This window comes from Halorubrum sp. B53 (genome assembly GCF_059752395.1).
In genome coordinates this window covers 81,402-98,233 of the sequence record NZ_MWTH01000011.1, presented here as the reverse complement: position 1 = coordinate 98,233, position 16,832 = coordinate 81,402, and the positions used below count along the sequence as shown (strand labels likewise).

Here is a 16,832-nt window from a genome sequence, read left to right as displayed (position 1 = left end):
GGGGACGACGAGGCGGGGGATGGCTCCGAGGGCTCCGGCAGCGTTCCCCGCTGTCTGTGACGGGGGCGAACCGTCCGCCTCGTCGCCCGCGGACCCGCGCCCGCCGAGGCGCCGGAACGGTCTCAGACGACGACCGAGCCGAAGGGGTACGCCGGCGTCTCCGCCGTCCAGACCGTCCCCTCGGCGACGTCGACGAGCGAGATCCGGTCGTCGTCGTAGTGCGAGACGACGAGTCGGTCTTCGACGCGGGTCGCGACGAGGCCCGGCGCCGGCGTCTCGACGACCGACCCCCCGAGCGACCGGAGCCGGTCGTCGCCGGCGTCGAGCACCCAGCGTTCGCCGCCGATCCGGAACAGGTCGACGGGACGGGCGAACCCCTCGTGGACCGCCGCGAGCCCGAGGTCGCGGTCGAACTCGTGGACGACGCCGTCCTCGCGGCCGGGAACGAACACGCGGTCGGCGGTGACGACGAGGTCGTACGGGTCCGCGCCGACCGCGGCCGCGCCGAGAACCGGCTCCTCGGAGGCGCCGCCCGGCTCGTCGACCCCGCCCGGATCGAAGGCGACGACGCGGGCGCCCGCCTGGTCGACGGCGTAGCCGCGGGCTCCCTCGGGACCGATCGCGACGCCCTGCACGCGGGCGTCGGCGCCGACGTCGACCGCACCGATCCGCTCGTGAGACGCGGGATCGACGACGTCGACGACGCCCTCTCGGCGGCTCCCGGCGTAGAGCCGCCGACCGTCCGGAGCGACGGCGACCTCGTGGGGCTCCGCGCCGACCGCCACGCGGGCGACGAGGGTCAGCGTCTCGGGGTCAACGACGGCGAGCGCGTCGCCGGCGGTGCAGGAGACGAACAGCTCGCCGTTCGCGGCCGCGAAGTGCGAGGGGCCCAGCACGCCCGTCTCGATGCGCGAGACGGCGCCGTCCGCGTCCACCGCGGTGACCGCCCGGTCGCCCATCGTCGCGACGAAGGTCCGTCCCCCGAAGGTCGTCGCGTGGACCGGGTGGCTCCCGACCGGGACCTCGCCGAGCGGATCGCCGTCGGCGAGCGCGAACAGCGCGAGGGCGTCGTCGCCCTCGCAGGGGACCGCGACGACGCGGGCGGGCGGGCTACCGGCGTCGCCCGCGTCGTCGCGCTCGGCCCTTCCGCCGCCCGTCATCCCGTACAGGAGAAGTCGCCGCCGCCGTCGTCGCCGCCGACGCTCCCTTCCGTCTCGACGACGACGCTGGTCTTGGTCTCGACGGGGTACCGGCCGCGGTCGTCCTCGACGTTCGCCCACTCGCCGAACCCGCCGTCGTACACGCGCACGTCCTCGAACCCGATCGCCCGCAGCGTGAGCCACGTCGACGTGGGGTCGACGTTATCGTCGCCGTAGACGACCACGGTGCCCGCGCGATCGAGCTCCGCCTGGTTCTCGTACAGCTGTACGAGGCGCCCCGGTTCGGTCATCCGCCGGCCGGCGACGTTGCCGACCCAGTGGACGCCGATCGCGCCGGGGAGGTGGCCGTGGCGGTCGTTGTCGGGGTTGAGGGCGTCGGAGGCGGGCGCGCCGACGTACGCCTCGGGCACGCGGACGTCGACCAGACCCGGGCCGTCGCCGTTGAACGTGCCGACCCGGTCGGCGAGCCACTCTCGGGTGACCCACGCCGACTCGGCGGGGTCGGGCTCGTACTCGGCCTCCTGGACCCGGTCGCGCGAGCCCGTCCCGAGCCGGCCGTTCCACCCGGAGAGGCCGCCGTTGAGGGCTTTGATGTCGCCCTCGTGACCCAGCGCCGCGAGCGCGAACGCGGTCCGCGTCACCCGCGACCCGACGCTCGCGCCGTAGACGAGGACGTCGTCGTCGGGCGACACGCCGACCTCGGCGAACGCGTCGGCGATCGCCTCGGCGTCCGGGACCAGGCCCGCGTCGGTCGACCGCCGACTCGTGATCGCGTCGAACGGCACGCGCCGAGCGCCGTAGATCCGCTCTTTGCGGAACCGTTCGACGTTGCGCGCGTCGAGGACGACCACGTCCTCGCGGTTGTCGGCGAGCCAGCTCGGCCCGACGAAGTGGGCGACGTTCCGGCTGACCTGGTTCCGCGCGGCGACGTCCGCCGGCGTCGTGACGCCGAGACAGCCGGCCGTGCTCGCCGCGCCGGCGACCGTCGCGCCCGCCGCGGCCCGCAGGAGCCCGCGCCGGGTCGACGCCGAGTCCGACTTGTCGGGATCGTCGACTTCCCGGTCGCTCGGCGTGTTATCGGAGGCCATCTATCCGCAGTAGCAGTGGTCGTCCATGCACCACGACGCCTCCATCTCGCCGAAGGTGATACCGAGCGAGGCGAGCGACGCCTGGATGCTCGACACCGCGTCCTCCTCGGGTCGGACCGATCCGGCGACCGCGCCAGTGGGCGCCTCGCCCGCCTCGAGGGTCGCGACGACCTCGCGGCTCTCGTGTTCGATCACGGCCACCTGGTTCGCGTCCTGCACGGGGACGTACAGCTTCTCGCGGTTCGGTCCCCACGCGCCGGCGATGCTGCTGCCGCCGATGTCGATCGTCGTCTCGTACTCGTTCGCCTCGAGGTCGATCACGCCGACGCCTTCGCCGGGGATGAAGAGGTACGCGGCCGTGTTGTCCGGGGCGACCTCGCTCGTGATCGGCGCGCCCGGCAGCCCGTCATCGCGGGTGACCTTCGCGAGCTCTTCCGGGTTCTCGGGGTCGGAGATGTCCCAGACGCTCTCGGAGCCCTCGCGGGGCACCTCGGGGTCGCCGCCGAGCGTCCCCTCGCCGTTCTCGACGAGGAGGAGCTCCCCGTCGAAGGAGGCGGTGCACATGAACGGGAGGACGTTCCCCTCGGTGACCGGCTCGCCGGCGTCGACCCGCGTCACCGTCTCGAACGGGTCGACGCTCAGCACGCGGACCGCCTCGTCGGCGACGTCGACGACGAAGGCGTAGTCCCCGTTCGGGCCGAGCGTCATGTCGCAGGGGCCGACGTAGCCGGTCTCGATCTCGTCGGTCACCTCGCCGAAGGTGTCGCTGTCGCGGTTCGCGTCGACGCGGAAGATGGCGTGGGCCTCGTCGCCCTCGGGGGCCATCCCGGTCGTCCCGCCGGAGGCGATGAGGAGGTGCTCGCCGTCGGGCGTCACGTTCGGGTAGTTCGGGCCGTACCCCGTCTCGACGAAGGCGAGCTCTTCGAGGGTGCGCTGGTCGAACGCCCGGACGCCGCCGGAGACGTTCAGCCAGAGCACGTCGTGCTCGTCGTCGATGCCGGTGGCGTACTGGTTGGCCGGGAAGGAGGCGGTCGTCCCGAGGAACGCGGTCGTGAGCAGCTCGTCGCTCTCCGCGTCGATGACGCTCAGCGTCCGGTCCCCGTTGTTGAAGACGAACATCGTCGGCGCGGGCTCGTCGCCGTCGCCGCCGTCGCCGCCCGCACAGCCGGCCAGCGCCGTCGTCGCGCCGACGGCGCCGGAGGCCTGTAGCAGTCGGCGTCGGTCGATCCCGTCCGCGAAGGGGTTGCGGCGGTCGTCGTTCGCCAGTTCGCTCCCCTTCGCCGGGCGCGGCTCCGACCCGGTCGATGACGGCGTCGTCCCGCCGTCAGCGGGGCGCGCCGTCGCGTCGTTCGTGCCGCATCCGCAGTCGTCGCTCATACCCGTACGACGCGTCTCGCGCCTAAAGGGCTCCCGAACGCGCGCTTCGTTGCCCCGGGTGTGACATAGGCGTAATTGTTGCCCCTTTCTCGGACTGACGCGTACCGTTACCGTCTTCAGCGACGTTTTAGGTGCGGGAACACTCCGCACCGCTAATGATGCTATCGCCCGTCGCTTACGTCGGGATCTCCGTCGCGGTCGGGCTCTCGTTCGGGGTGTTGCTACAGAAGGCGCGGTTCTGCTTCGTCAGCGCCTTCCGGGACTTCGTCGCGTTCAAAGACACCCGGGTGCTGAAGGGGCTTCTCGCCGGGATCGCGGTGATGACCGTCTTCTGGAGCGTGCAGGCGACGTTCGGCTACTTCCGCGGCTTCTGGACGCCCGCGTGGGGGCTCGGGTCGCTGTTCGGCGGCTTCGTCTTCGGGCTCGGGATGACGCTCGCGGGCGGGTGCGCCTCCGGAACGCTGTATCGCGCCGGGCAGGGGTACCTCCAGTTCTGGCTCGTCCTCCTCTTCATGTTCGTCGGCTACGTCCTCTTCGCGTTCGCGTTCCCCGTCGCGGAGACGTACTACTTCCAGACGCTGAACCCGTTCGAGGGGCGGACGCTGTACCTCTCCCTGCCGTTCTCGCCGGCGGTCACCGGGGCCGGCGCCGTCGCGCTCGGGACACTCGCGTACGCGTTCGTCAAGGGACGGAGCCGGCTCCCCGACGACCCCTCCGGCGGGAGCGGCGTGGGGGCCGACACGCGCGCGCAGGCCGCGCTCGGCGCCTCGCGGACGCTCTCGGCCGTCTCGGTCGGGCTACGCGGTATCGCCGACGGCACCGTGGAGTACGTCCGCGCGCTCCGCGACGACGACCGGCCGTTGACGGTCCGGCTCCGCGACTCGTGGGACGCGCGGACCGCGGGCGTCGCGATGGCGCTCGTCGCGAGCCTCTGGTTCTACGTGCACGGTCACTGGGCGATCACCGGCAGCGAGGCGCGCTGGGCCGGTTACCTGTTGGCGGGGGCCGGGTTCGACGTCGCGAGCGTCGAGTACTGGGGCTCGATCCTGTTCCGCGACGGGAACATCTCGCTGACCATCGACATGGTGATGATCGCGTCGCTCATCGTCGGCTCCTTCATCGCCGCGTACGCCTCCGGCGACTTCCGGATCCGCAAGCCGAAGCTGAACCGGGTCCCGAACTATGCCGCGGGCGGGCTCCTGATGGGCGTCGGCTCGCGGCTCGCCGCCGGCTGCAACATCGCGAACCTCTTCTCGGGGGTCGCGCTGCTCTCGGTGCACTCCTTCCTCGCCGGCGCGGGGATCATCCTCGGCGTCTACGTGATGACCCACTACATGTACCGCGAGGTCGGCTGCGCGATTTAACCGGGAACCGCCGCGCGGCCTCCGATCCCGGTCAGTTCGCCGCCGGATCGAGCACGACGACGTCGCTGACCTCGAACCGCGTCCCGCCGTCAGCGGAGTCCGTGACGGCGATCCGCCAGTCGTGCGCCCGCGCCACGCTCGCGACGATCGCCAGTCCCAGCCCGCTCCCCTCCGTCTCCGAGGAGTAGCCGCGCTCGAAGACGGAGTCCCGCTCGCTCGGGGGGATGCCCGGTCCGTCGTCGGCGACGTAGAACCCCGCTCCGTCGTCGAGCGCGCCGACCCGGACGGTCACCCCGTCGCCGGGCTCTCCCCGGCCGCTCGTGGAACCGTGTTCCACGCTGTTTCGGAAGAGGTTCTCGAACAGGCGCCGGAGCCGGTCGGGGGCCGCCCTGATCGCGATGTCCCCGTCCATGCGGAGCTCGGCGTCCCCGGTCACGACCGACCGCCAGCACCCCTCGGCCACGGACGGTAGTCGGACCTCTTCGGCCGACTCGACGGTCCGTCCCTGTCGGACCATCGTCAGGATGTCCTCGATGAGCTCCTCCATGCGGCCGAGCGCGGTCGCCGCCGTGTCGAGGTTCCGGTCGTCGGTGGATTGTCGAGCGAAGTCGACGTACCCCTGTGCCACCCCGAGGGGGTTACGGAGGTCGTGGGCGAGCACGCTCGCAAACCGGTCCAGCCGCTCGATCTCGGCCGCGGTGCGCTGACGCTGGAGCTCGTGTTCGAGCATCCGAGCGATCAGCTCCGCGAACAGCGTCTCCTCGTCGGTGAACGGCCGGGACCGCGAGTCCTCGGAGACGAAACAGACCGTCCCGTAGAGCTCGCCGTCGACGACGATCGGGCTCCCGTGGTAACATCGGAGCCCGTGGGCGTCGAAGGCGGGGTCGTCGTCCCAGCCCTGCGCGGGGGCGTCGTGAAGGGCGACCGTCTCGCCGTCGTCGGCGACGCGCCGACAGTACGTGGCTCCGAGGTCGAGGACGAGCCCCGGCGGGAACGCTCCGTCCTCCGGGTCCGTGCTGGTGACGGTCTCCCAGTAGCCGCTGTCGGGGTGGATCTCGGTCAGGTGGGCGTTCTCGACGTCGAGATACCGTTTACCGAGGGCGAGCGCCCGGTCGGCCTTCGCGTCGAACTCGCCGGGCTCGTTCATCGCCTCGTAGAGCTCTCGGCGCGCCTTCGCGGCGTCCATGTTAACCGTTGATCATCCCTGAATATAAAGAGATACGCATACGTGACACTCGAATCAACTTCGCGCTCGATCCCGTTCTGAGCGGCCTACGCGTCCACGGCCGCGCCGGTCTCCAGCTCGAAGTCCCACTCCTCGTAGCCGCCGGCCATGCTGGCGACGACGACGTCGTCCTCGACGCCCTCGTAGCTGCTGATCAGCATCGCGGCCTGCTTCGACGACTGGCCGATCGGACAGGCGCAGACGACGTCGGTGTCGTCCCACTCGATGTCCGGGACCATCGACGGGAGGTCGCCCAGCGGCACGTTGATCGCGCCGGGGATGTGACCTTCCTCGAACTGCTCGGGCGGTCGCGTGTCGATGACGCGGACGTCGCCCTCCTGGACGCGCTCGTTGACTTCCTCGGGGGTGAGTTCCTCGACCATGGTTACTCCTTCCGCATGAAGATGCGGTAGCGGCCGTCGCCGGACTTCCACACCTTCGCGGTCGCGTCGTCGCCGACCGCCTTCGGCACGTTCTCCGTGCTCGGGACGTGGTCCGTCTTCTGGACGAGCACGTCGCCGGGGGCGAGCCCCGCGATGGCCTTCTTCGCCTCGACCTGCGGGTACGGGCAGACCTCGCCGGTCATGTCCTGTACCTCGGTCGCGTCCTCCAAGAGCGCCTCGGCGCTCTCGTCGTCGAGCTCGTCGGGCGTCTCGACGACGTCGTCCCACGATGGTTGACTCATGGCCACGTGTAGACCTCCAGCCCCGTAACCCCTTTCGTGACCGGCAGGCTTCTCCCGTATCTCTGACGGGCGATCGCGGCGCATGACCGCGATAGGCGTCGAGAGCGCCGTTTCCGTCGGACTCTTATTAGGGAGCGATCTACGAGACCCATGAGCGAGTACGTCGTCGACGAGTCGACGATCTTCGAGACGCCCCTCGTGGAACTCGACCTCGGCCTCGAGGCCGACACGGACGTGTACGCGAAGGCGGAGTGGTTCAACCTCTGCGACGCCCCGCACGGCGGCGGTTCGATCAAGTCCCGGATCGCGAAGGGAATGTTAGACGGCGCCGAGGAGCGCGGCGAGCTCGAGCCCGGCGTCACCGTCATCGAGCCGACCTCGGGCAACACCGGCAGCGAGGTGGCGCGACTCGCCGCCGCGCGCGGCTACGACGTCGAGATCGTTATGCCCGACAACGCCGCGGGCGGTAAGGTGGAGGCGGTCCGGGACGCGGGCGCGGAAATCCACTTCGTCGACGCCAATCTCGGCTACGACGCCGTGATCGAGCGCTGCGAGGAGATCATCGCCGCCGACCCCGAGGCGTACTTCCGCCCGAACCAGTACGAGAACCCGGACAACCCCGGCACCCACGAGCGGACGACCGCCCGGGAGATCTACGAGGCGACCGACGGCGACGTGACCCACTTCGTCGCGGGCGTCGGCACCGGGGGGACGATCACCGGAACGGGCCGCGGGCTGACCGACCTGAGCGACGGCGCGGTGGAGGTCGTGGGATTCGAGCCCGACGAGCAGCTCCACGCCATCGACGGCCTGAAATACCTCAAGTCGGGCGACCACTACCACCCCGAGACGTACGACGAGTCGGTGCTCGACCGGACGGAGTACGTCACCACCTCGGATGCGTACGACCACGCCCGGGCGCTCCGCGAGCGCTACCTAGACGAGCCGGTGCCGATCGCCGACCCCGGCCAGCACGACGAGGCGACGGTCCGCGAGCACCTCCGGGTCGACGACCAGTTCGTCGTGGGCACCTCGGCGGGCGGCGGCGCGGCCGTGGTGGCGAACCTCGACGCGGCGGGCGAGCTCGCGGACGACGACGTCGTCGTGTTCATGCTGTGCGACCGCGGCGACAAGTACGCGGACATCCCGCTCTGGGAAGACTACTTATAAACCGCATCCGGCGGAGTCGGACGAAACGTGACCGGTTATCGGCCGCCGCTCGCGGCCGGAATGACGCGGACCTGCGCGTCGGCCGGGACCTCGGCGTCGACGCCGTCGACGGGCGTCCCCTCGACGTAGACGTTGATGAACTCCTTGATCTCGCCGTCTTCGAGCACGCTGTCCCGGAGCTCCGACCCGTGCTCGTCGGCGTGGTTGTCGAACAGTTCGCGGACGGTGTCGCCCTCGACCTCGACCTCCGAGGTCGCGGACCCGCCGACGAGGACGGCCGGCAGCTTGATCGTAGCCATACCCGGTGTTCGCGTCCCAGCTCAAAAAGGGGCCCGCCGACGGCAACGTCGGCCCCGGTCTCGTACGGCCGGTACGCCCGCGACGCCCTCGTCGGTCGGGTCCGCGCACCCGAGAGACCGACCTCCCGGGCGCGCCCGCGGCGGAGACCGAACGATCCGGAGCCCGTGGGGGCGTCGGTCTCCGGTCGCGGTGGGTCGACCGCCGCTCTCCTGCGGCGCCTCCGCGGTCGTGCGGCCCGGACGCACCTCCGAGACGCCGGCAGTACGCGCCGGTGGGCGGCCGGCTTATGGGTTCGTAGCCACAAGAGGCGACGAATGAGCGACCTCGACCTCGACCCGACGCAGCTCGACCGCTACTCCAGACACATCATCATGGACGACGTCGGCCCCGAGGGCCAGAAGGCCCTGCTCGACGCCGAGGTGCTCGTACTCGGCGCCGGCGGCCTCGGCGCGCCGATCATCCAGTACCTCGCCGCCGCCGGCGTGGGCACGCTCGGCATCGCCGACGACGACGAGGTGGAGTTGTCGAACCTCCAGCGACAGGTGATCCACGGGAACGACGACGTCGGACGGAAGAAGGTCGACTCCGCCGCCGACTTCGTCGAGGGGCTCAACCCCGACATCGACGTCCGGAAACACGAGCTGCGCGTGCGCGCCGACAACATCGAGGACCTGATCTCCGGCTACGACTTCGTCGTCGACGGCACCGACAACTTCGCGACGCGGTACCTGGTCAACGACGCCTGCACGCTCGCCGGGATCCCCTTCTCGCACGGCTCTATCTTCAAGTTCGAGGGGCAGGTGACGACGTTCGCGGGCGGCGACGACTCGCCGTGTTACCGCTGTCTGTTCCCCGAGGCGCCGCCGGCCGGGATGGTCCCGAACTGCGCGACCGCCGGCGTCCTCGGCGTCCTCCCCGGGACCGTCGGCTGCCTGCAGGCGACCGAGACGGTCAAACACATCATCGGCGAGGGCGAGTCGCTCGACGGCTCGATGCTGTTCTTCGACGCGCTCGAGATGGAGTTCGACAAGGTCGACATCCCCAAGCAGGACGACTGTCCGGTGTGCGGCGACGACCCCGCCATCGAGTCGGTTCACGACGTTGACTACAGCGCTTCCTGCGCCATCGACGCCGGCGGCGACGAGCCCGAGATCGAAGCCGACGACTGACCCGACGCGACGGCGCGCCGTTCCCCGCAGCACACACTTATCAGACGGCTGTCCGTACCGGCGGCACATGACCGACGAGCCGAGCGGTCGGAACCTCGACGGCGACGCGCCGGTCGCGGAGACCGTCGTCGAGACCGACGAGGCGACGATCGCCGGGGACGCCGAGCTCGAGCGCACCATCGGCCTGACGGGCGGTCTCGCGATCGGGATCGGGACGATGATCGGCGCCGGGATCTTCGTCTTCCCCGGCCTCGCCGGCGGGGAGATCGGGACCGCGGCGTCCGCCTCGTTCGCGGTCGGCGGGGTGATCGCCCTCCTCGTCGCGCTCCCGACTTCGGAGCTGGCGACGGCGATGCCGCGGAGCGGCGGCGGCTACTACTTCATCTCGCGGGGGCTCGGGACGCTCGCGGGCACGGTGATCGGGCTGTCGCTGTGGCTCGGACTGGTGTTCGCGACCGCCTTCTACCTCGTCGGGCTCGGGTACTACGCGCTCGATGCGCTCGCGCAGCTCGGGATCACGGTCGGCGCCGGATCGGAAGCGATCGTCTCCGTCCTCGCCGTCGTCGCCGGGGTCGCGTTCACCGTCCTGAACGTCACCGGCACCGAGAACGCCGCGAAGCTCCAGAACGGCATCGTCGCGCTACTCCTCTCGATGCTGGTCGTCTTCCTCGGGTTCGGCCTGTTGGAGGCGTTCGGGCTCGTCGTCGTCGACACGCCGCCCGGGCAGGCCGCGGACGTCTGGGAGGCCGTGCCGATCCTCTCGGTCGCCGCGCTCGTGTTCACCTCTTACCTCGGGTTCGCGCAGGTCGCGACGGTGGCCGGGGAGATGAAGGACCCCGGACGGAATCTGCCGCTGGCGATGGTGGGATCCGTGGTCATCGTGACGGTCCTCTACGTGCTGACCATCTTCATCGCGACCAACATCTTCACGCGGGACGCACTGCTTTCTGCCGGCGAGACCGCGATGGTCGAGGTCGGCCGGGTGCTCCTCGGTCCCGCCGGGGCGCTCGTGATCATCGTCGGCGGGCTGCTCGCGACGATGTCGTCGGCGAACGCGTCGATCCTCAGCACCTCGCGGGCGATCTACGGGGTGTCGAAGGACGCGCTCCTCCCGCGCCGGGCGAGCCGGATCAACCTGCGGTACGGCACGCCGCACGTGGCGCTCGGCATGGCCGGCGGGCCGGTCGTCGTCCTGGCGGCGACCGGCCAGGTGCAGCTGCTCGCCGAGGTCGCCTCCTTCCTGCACCTCATCATGTACGGGCTGATGTGCGTCGCGCTCGTCGCCATCCGCCGGGACCGACCCGAGTGGTACGACCCGGACTTCGTCGTACCGGGCGGTCCCGTCGTCCCCGTCGTCGGCGCGCTCGCCAGCTTCGGCCTGATCGCCTTCATGGACCGGCTCTCGATCCTCGTCGGGACCGCCGTCATCGCCGTGACGGCCGGATGGTATTTCTACTACGCCCGAGACGTGTCACTCAAGGGGGCCCTGTAAATGACACGCGTACTCGTACCCGTCGCGGTGCTGGAGGGAGAGAGCGTCTCGTCCGGCCTGATCTCGCTGCTCGGCGCGGTCGACGTGACCGTGCTCGGCTATCACGTCCTGCCGGAACAGACGCCGCCGGACCAGGCTCGGCTCCAGTTCGAGGAGCGCGCGACGGCCGCGCTGGAGGCGATCAACGATGACTTCCGGGCCGCGGGCGGCGCGGCCGACCACCGGCTCGTGTTCACGCACGACCGCGAGCAGACGATCGATCGGGTGACCGACGAGGTCGACGCGGACGCGTTCGCCGTCCCCGGGACGACCGGCGACGTCGAGCGGGTCCTCGTGTCGCTCTCCGGCGACGTCGACGTCGATCGGGTCCTCTCGTTCGTCGAGGCCCTCGTCGGCGGCCGCGATATCGGCGTGACGCTGTTCCTCGCGGCCGAGGATCAGGCCCCCGCCGACGCGGCGGCCGCCGACGCGTCCGAGGGACCCGCCTCCGGCGAGGGCGACGACGTCGGCACTGCCGCCGACGTCTCCGACGCCGCAGACCTCGCCGCCGCCCGACTGGAGACCGCAGCCGATCGGCTCCGCGAGGCGGGGATCGACGCCGACACGGCGTTGGCCGCGGCGGGCTCGCCGTTCGACGCGCTGATCGACGCGGTGCCCGGCCACGACGCGGTCGTGATGGGCGAGCGCGCGCCTTCGTTCCGGTCGTTCGTGTTCGGCGACGAGAGCGAACGGGTCGCGGCCGCCTCCGTGGGGCCGGTTCTCGTCGTCCGCGACCGCCGGGAGTCCGGAGGGGAGGGCGCGGAAGCCATGCCGGAGGGCGCGAAAGCCACGCCGGAGGGAGACGAGGAGTAGCGCGGACCGGCGCGTTTCCGATAGCCGTTCGGTTTTTTAAGTATTCTATCGCTCGCCCTGCACCGAGACGGTCTCCTGCTCGAAGCCGTCCTCGTCGCCCCGCCAGCGCCACGAGCCGACGAACGGGTAGCCGTCCAGCGCGCAGATCACGTACGAGTGGTCGGGCCAGGTCGCCCGCGCGGCGTCCGTCTCGCTCGGGTTGGTCGGCCCGGTCGGGTGCGAGTGGTAGAAGCCGACCACGTCGAGCCCGTCGCCCTCGATCGTCTCGATGAGTTCGAACTGCTCCTCGGGGTCGATGAGGTAGCGTATCTGGGGCGTTTCGGCGACGTTTTCGGCCTGATACGCCTCGGTGACGACGCTCGGCTCCCCGTCGGTCCCGTGGGTGCCCGCGAGGACGCCGCAGATCTCCGCCTCGCCGCCGCCGTACGCGTGGTACACGATGTCGTCGTAAACCGCCCGCGAGAGTTCGATCATGGGTACCGGAAGGCGGGTCCGACCGATAAGTCCGTCCCGACCGGCAAGGGCCGCGCTCCGTCAGAGGTAGCGGCAGTCGTTGACGGGCCGACGGGGTGTTTTTAATTCGCGGCGGAAGGCGCACGCATGAGCGACGCTCAGCGCGGGTCGCCGGCGCCGACGGCAGACGAGGCGCTCCACACGACCCTCGACATGCCGTTCGACGACGCTGTCCCCTTCGTGCAGATCGAACACGAGCTCGCCGACTTCGAGACGGTGCAGGTCACGCGGCTCGACCAGATGATCGAGGGGATGTTGGGCCACGACGACGTCGAGCGGACCGCCCTCATCGTGGTGTGTCACCCCGAGATCGCGTTCGACGCGATCGAGATCGATCCCACGCTCGCCGGGATGCTCCCGTGTACGACGATCGTGTACGAACGCGAGGGAGACGACCTCGTCCACGTCCACCACACGTCGGCGACCAAGGCGATCCGCGACCTCGGCTGCGCGCCGACCGGCTGCGACGGCGCGGTCGACGACCTCGTCGAGAAGACCGGGGAGCTGATGACGGTCGTCTGGGAGAACATCGAGGAGCACGGCCGCGAGCGCGCGGCGGAGTAAGTCGAGGGCGTCGCAGCGGGAGTCGCTCTGAGCGCCGAGCGGTCCGAACAGCCCAGCTACAGTCCCTCGACGCGCCGCAGCGCGTTCCGCACGTCTCCCGGCGCTGCGTACGGACCGCCCTGCACCCGGTGGTCCGGGAAGAGGATCGGGATCGGGTTCTCGTCGAGCGCGCTCGTCACCAGGTCGAGGTCCTCGGGGTCGTCCGCGTCGAGCGCGGCGAGCCGCGTGAGGCGGCTCACGGACACCTCCTCGCCGTAGGGGACCGTCCGGAGCGCTTCGAGGACGTCCCGTCTGTCGGTCGGCACCGTCAGTCCCACGGGGACCTCGGCGAATTCGTCGCGCTCCCCGCGGAGGTACGCGCCGATCCGGTCGAGCAGCTCGTGGTCCGCCGCCGCGTCCGCCGGCACGTCGGCCGGGAACGACACCGAGATGACCCGCCCGCCGGCGAAGCCGACCTCCACCGCGCGGTCGAGGACCTCGAACTCGCGGGCGAAGACGCCCGACGTTCCCGTCGTATCCATACCCGTCATACGACGGGCCGAATAATTAAAACGAGGGGACGGAGCCGGCCGTCCGTGGCCCGACGGCCTCCCGCCGCGTCCCCGAACGTGCTCGCGCCCGCAAGCCTTATGAACAGATACGTGCATTAGTGTACAGTAATGGAGGATGCAACCGAGCTGGCCCCCGCGGTCAGGTCGATACTGTCGGCGGCCCGCGACCGGGCGGCCGAGGGCAGCACCGACCGCGTCGCCGTCGACCCGCGCGACCTGCGCGCCGCGTTCGACCGGGCCGAGGCCGACGGGCGCGTGCCCGTCGTCGCCGAGGTCAAGCCGACGAGCCCGACCACGGACGGGACCCGCGAGGACGACCCCGTCGCGCTCGCGGAGGGGATGGTCGCCGGCGGCGCCGCGGCGCTCTCGGTGCTCACCGAGCCGGAGCACTTCGGCGGGAGCGTCGAGGTGCTGGAGCGCGTCAGGGCGGCCGTCGACGTGCCGGTCCTCCGCAAGGACTTCGTCGTCGCCGAGTCGCAGCTCGACGCCGTCGAGAGCGACGTCGTCCTGCTGATCGCGCGGTTCGTCGGGGACGACCTCCCGGACCTGCTTTCCGCCGCCCGCGAGCGCGGGTTCCAGGTCCTCGTCGAGGTCCACGACCGCGAGGAGCTGGACGCCGCAATCGACGCGGGGGCGACGACGATCGGCGTGAACAACCGCGACCTGGCAGAGTTGGTCGTCGACCTCGGAACATTCGAGTCCGTGGCGCCCCACGTCCCCGACGAGGTGACCCTGATCGCCGAGAGCGGGATCGGCTCGCCGGGCGACGTCCGCCGGATGCGGGCGGCCGGCGCCGACGCGCTGCTCGTCGGTAGCGCGATCATGGACGGCGACGTCGAGGCGAACACGCGGGCGCTGACGCGGGCGGAGGCGGACGTCGACGAGGACGACGCGGTCGCGGGCGACGAGGACCACCGAGACACCACGGAGACACCCACATGAGCGAAACCGGATCCACCACGAGCGAGACGACTGGCGCGGGAGCAACGCGGGCGGAGCTGTCGCGACGCCCCGGCCGCGAGCGCGGCCGCGAGGACGGGAAGTTCGGCCGCTACGGCGGCCAGTACGTCCCCGAGGCGTTGATGCCGGCGATCGAGGAGCTGACCGACGCCTACGAGCGGTACGTCCTCGAGAACGAGGACGGCTTCATGGACGAGTTCCGCGAGCGGCTCGCCGACTTCGGCGGCCGCCCCATCCCGCTCCAGCGGGCCGACCGGCTCTCGGAGCGCTACGACCGGGACGTCTTCCTCAAGCGTGAGGACCTGCTCCACGGCGGCGCGCACAAGCTGAACAACGCGCTCGGACAGGTCCTGCTCGCGAAGTACATGGGCAAAGAGCGGATCATCGCCGAGACCGGCGCCGGACAGCACGGCACCGCGACCGCGATGGCGGCCGCCCACCTCGACATGCCCTGCGAGATCTACATGGGCGAGCGCGACATCAACCGCCAGCGTCCGAACGTCTTCCGGATGAAGCTCAACGGCGCCGAGGTGAATCCGGTGACCGCGGGGCGGGGCACCCTGAAGGAGGCCATCTCGGAGACGATGCGCGACTGGGCGACCACCGTCGAGAACACCCACTACGTCATCGGGTCGATCGTCGGCCCGCACCCGTTCCCGGTGATGGTCCGCGACTTCCAGGCGGTCATCTCCGAGGAGGCGCGCGAGCAGACGATCGAGAAGACGGGCGCGCTCCCGACCGACGTGGTCGCCTGCGCGGGCGGCGGCTCGAACACGATGGGGTCGTTCGCGGCGTTCGTCGACGACGAGGCGGTCGCGCTCCACGCGGTCGAGGCCGGCGGGTCGACGCTGGAGGTCGACGAGGAGGCCGGCGTCGCCCCCAACTCCGCGTCGCTGTACACCGGCGAGGAGGGCGTGCTCCACGGGGCGCGCACGAAGCTCCTGCAGGACTCCGACGGTCAGATCATGGAGAGCCACTCCATCTCCTCCGGGCTCGACTACGCCGGCGTCGGCCCGGAGCTCGCGTACCTCGTCGACGAGGGGCGCGTGAACCCCGTCGCCGTCGACGACGACGCCGCGCTGGAGGGGTTCCACCGGCTCTCGCACACGGAGGGGATCATCCCCGCGCTGGAGACGGCGCACGCGTTCGGCTTCCTCGAGGAGCATCACGAGGAGCTCGGCGAGCGTGTCGTCGTGAACGTCTCCGGACGCGGCGACAAGGACCTCGACGCCGCCATCGAGGAGACCGACAAGCGCGACATCGACGAGGCGCCCGACATGTCGATGTTCACGGGGGGTATTTAAATGGCTGAGCGGACTCCGGAGTCGGCGGCGAAGCCGGAGGCGGGTAACTCGGCCGCGATAGCCGAGGCGTTCGCCGACGGCCCCGCGTACGTCCCGTACCTCGCCGTCGGCGACCCGGACTACGAGTCGTCGCTGGAGTACGTCCGCGCGCTCGACCGCGGCGGCGCCGACGTGATCGAGCTCGGGCTCCCGTTCTCGGAGCCGATCGCCGAGGGGCCGACGATTCAGGGGGCCCTCGTGCGCTCGCTCGATGCCGGGATGACGCCGGACCAGTTCTTCGCGTTCGCCGAGGAGCTGGAGGTCGAGGCGCCGCTCGTCTGCATGACGTACTACAACTTGATTTATCAGTATAGAGAAGAGGCCGGCCCCCGTCCCTTCGTCGAGCGCGCCGCCGCGGCCGGCATCGAGGGGCTCGTCGTCCCCGACCTCCCGGCCGAGGAGGCCGACCCGCTGCGGGAGGCGTGCGACGAGTTCGGCCTCGATCTGGTCTTCATCGTCGCGCCGACCACGGTCGGCGATCGGCTCGACCGGATCATGAGCCGGGTGTCGGGGTACGTCTACGTGCAGGCGCGGCTCGGGACGACCGGCGCGCGCGACGACGTCTCCGACCAGACCACCGAGAGCTTAGACCGACTCGCCGAGTACGACGTGCCGAAGGCCGTCGGGTTCGGTATCTCGGCCGGCGAGCACGCCGAGCGCATCGTCGCCGGCGGCGCCGACGGGGTCATCGTCGGCTCGGCGCTGGTCGACATCGTCGCCGACGGCGTCGAGAACGACCGCCCGACCGACGAGGTCGCCGACCGCCTGGAGGCGCTCTCGCGGGAGCTGAAGGCGGGCGCCGAGCGGGGCTACGCCGCCCGCGTCGGCGCGGCCGAGTCGCGGTGACCGCCGTTTCGAGCCAATACGTCCCCGAACGAAACCCACTTACCTGCGATTGCCACACTCTCACACAACGACCGAACCCACCATGACAGCAGGACACTCGGCACGACTCGATCGCATCTCCACGAACGACCGGTACCTCATCGTCCCGATGGACCACGGGATCACGATGGGCG

General features: G+C 70.8%; 18 protein-coding genes and 1 pseudogene. 10 read left to right on the top strand and 9 right to left on the bottom strand.

All coding sequences use genetic code 11. The features are described 5' to 3' along the window. Window positions 1–122: 122 nt before the first annotated feature. From B4V06_RS08890 to B4V06_RS08880, 3 genes are read right to left on the bottom strand one after another with little or no spacing between them, the layout of a single operon-like run. Entirely contained in the window at window positions 123–1,160 is a 1,038-nt protein-coding gene (locus B4V06_RS08890) for a YncE family protein (protein WP_498169267.1), read from the bottom strand. Then, window positions 1,157–2,248: a sulfurtransferase gene (locus B4V06_RS08885; protein ID WP_498169264.1), complete on the bottom strand. Its 1,092-nt coding sequence runs from the start codon at window positions 2,246–2,248 to the stop codon at window positions 1,157–1,159. The genes B4V06_RS08890 and B4V06_RS08885 overlap by 4 nt, the downstream gene beginning before the upstream one ends. Continuing rightward, window positions 2,249–3,625, bottom strand: a complete 1,377-nt coding sequence (locus tag B4V06_RS08880; RefSeq protein WP_498169261.1) for a YncE family protein — start codon at window positions 3,623–3,625, stop codon at window positions 2,249–2,251. 155 nt (window positions 3,626–3,780) lie between these two features. Between B4V06_RS08880 and B4V06_RS08875 the strand changes: the two genes are divergently transcribed. Further along, window positions 3,781–4,989 carry a YeeE/YedE family protein gene (locus tag B4V06_RS08875; RefSeq protein WP_123112059.1) on the top strand — a complete coding sequence of 403 codons (1,209 nt, stop codon included), beginning with the start codon at window positions 3,781–3,783 and terminating at the stop codon, window positions 4,987–4,989. A gap of 31 nt (window positions 4,990–5,020) precedes the next feature. On the opposite strand, the gene B4V06_RS08870 is transcribed toward B4V06_RS08875, so the two are convergent. The 3 genes from B4V06_RS08870 to B4V06_RS08860 all read right to left on the bottom strand — a co-directional run bounded on the left by B4V06_RS08870 (window position 5,021) and on the right by B4V06_RS08860 (window position 6,899). Then, on the bottom strand, window positions 5,021–6,175 hold the full coding sequence (locus tag B4V06_RS08870) for a sensor histidine kinase (protein ID WP_498169257.1): 1,155 nt from the start codon (window positions 6,173–6,175) through the stop codon (window positions 5,021–5,023). A gap of 86 nt (window positions 6,176–6,261) precedes the next feature. Beyond that, the gene (locus B4V06_RS08865) at window positions 6,262–6,597 is read right to left on the bottom strand and encodes a rhodanese-like domain-containing protein (RefSeq protein WP_498169253.1); all 336 of its coding nucleotides are present in this window, start codon (window positions 6,595–6,597) and stop codon (window positions 6,262–6,264) included. 2 nt (window positions 6,598–6,599) lie between these two features. After that, window positions 6,600–6,899 (bottom strand): sulfurtransferase TusA family protein, encoded by a 300-nt coding sequence (locus B4V06_RS08860; protein ID WP_123112062.1) that lies wholly within the window; start codon window positions 6,897–6,899, stop codon window positions 6,600–6,602. Between the two features lie 150 nt (window positions 6,900–7,049). Here B4V06_RS08860 and B4V06_RS08855 point away from each other — a divergent pair, with 150 nt between their 5' ends. Continuing rightward, a complete protein-coding gene (locus B4V06_RS08855; RefSeq protein WP_498169249.1) occupies window positions 7,050–8,069 on the top strand; it encodes a PLP-dependent cysteine synthase family protein in 1,020 nt (339 codons plus the stop codon). Between the two features lie 35 nt (window positions 8,070–8,104). Here B4V06_RS08855 and B4V06_RS08850 read toward each other — a convergent pair whose 3' ends face one another. Further along, window positions 8,105–8,368 carry a MoaD/ThiS family protein gene (locus B4V06_RS08850; RefSeq protein ID WP_123112064.1) on the bottom strand — a complete coding sequence of 88 codons (264 nt, stop codon included), beginning with the start codon at window positions 8,366–8,368 and terminating at the stop codon, window positions 8,105–8,107. Between the two features lie 315 nt (window positions 8,369–8,683). Here B4V06_RS08850 and ubaA point away from each other — a divergent pair, with 315 nt between their 5' ends. From ubaA to B4V06_RS08835, 3 genes are all read left to right on the top strand, one after another. Next, entirely contained in the window at window positions 8,684–9,538 is an 855-nt protein-coding gene (gene ubaA, locus B4V06_RS08845) for an SAMP-activating enzyme E1 (RefSeq protein ID WP_123112065.1), read from the top strand. Between the two features lie 67 nt (window positions 9,539–9,605). Further along, window positions 9,606–11,030: an APC family permease gene (locus B4V06_RS08840; RefSeq protein WP_123112066.1), complete on the top strand. Its 1,425-nt coding sequence runs from the start codon at window positions 9,606–9,608 to the stop codon at window positions 11,028–11,030. Next, a complete protein-coding gene (locus B4V06_RS08835) occupies window positions 11,031–11,882 on the top strand; it encodes a universal stress protein (RefSeq protein WP_498169245.1) in 852 nt (283 codons plus the stop codon). A 45-nt stretch (window positions 11,883–11,927) separates the two neighbouring features. Here the strand turns inward: B4V06_RS08835 and B4V06_RS08830 are convergent, their stop codons facing one another. Beyond that, a complete protein-coding gene (locus tag B4V06_RS08830; protein WP_123112068.1) occupies window positions 11,928–12,356 on the bottom strand; it encodes a desampylase in 429 nt (142 codons plus the stop codon). Between the two features lie 126 nt (window positions 12,357–12,482). Here B4V06_RS08830 and B4V06_RS08825 point away from each other — a divergent pair, with 126 nt between their 5' ends. Next, on the top strand, window positions 12,483–12,959 hold the full coding sequence (locus B4V06_RS08825; protein ID WP_498169240.1) for a DUF302 domain-containing protein: 477 nt from the start codon (window positions 12,483–12,485) through the stop codon (window positions 12,957–12,959). 56 nt (window positions 12,960–13,015) lie between these two features. Here B4V06_RS08825 and B4V06_RS08820 read toward each other — a convergent pair whose 3' ends face one another. Further along, a complete protein-coding gene (locus B4V06_RS08820) occupies window positions 13,016–13,480 on the bottom strand; it encodes an MGMT family protein (RefSeq protein ID WP_498169237.1) in 465 nt (154 codons plus the stop codon). A gap of 138 nt (window positions 13,481–13,618) precedes the next feature. Between B4V06_RS08820 and trpC the strand changes: the two genes are divergently transcribed. From trpC to B4V06_RS08800, 4 genes and pseudogenes are all read left to right on the top strand, one after another. After that, window positions 13,619–14,452: an indole-3-glycerol phosphate synthase gene (gene trpC / locus B4V06_RS08815; RefSeq protein ID WP_498169234.1), complete on the top strand. Its 834-nt coding sequence runs from the start codon at window positions 13,619–13,621 to the stop codon at window positions 14,450–14,452. Next, complete coding sequence (gene trpB / locus B4V06_RS08810; RefSeq protein WP_498169232.1) at window positions 14,449–15,774, top strand: tryptophan synthase subunit beta; 1,326 nt, start codon at window positions 14,449–14,451, stop codon at window positions 15,772–15,774. The genes trpC and trpB overlap by 4 nt, the downstream gene beginning before the upstream one ends. Next, window positions 15,775–16,659, top strand: coding sequence for a tryptophan synthase subunit alpha (gene trpA / locus B4V06_RS08805; protein WP_498169229.1), 885 nt, complete (start codon window positions 15,775–15,777; stop codon window positions 16,657–16,659). It begins immediately after the preceding gene. 82 nt (window positions 16,660–16,741) lie between these two features. Next, window positions 16,742–16,832: pseudogene (locus B4V06_RS08800) on the top strand (2-amino-3,7-dideoxy-D-threo-hept-6-ulosonate synthase); the annotation flags it as partial.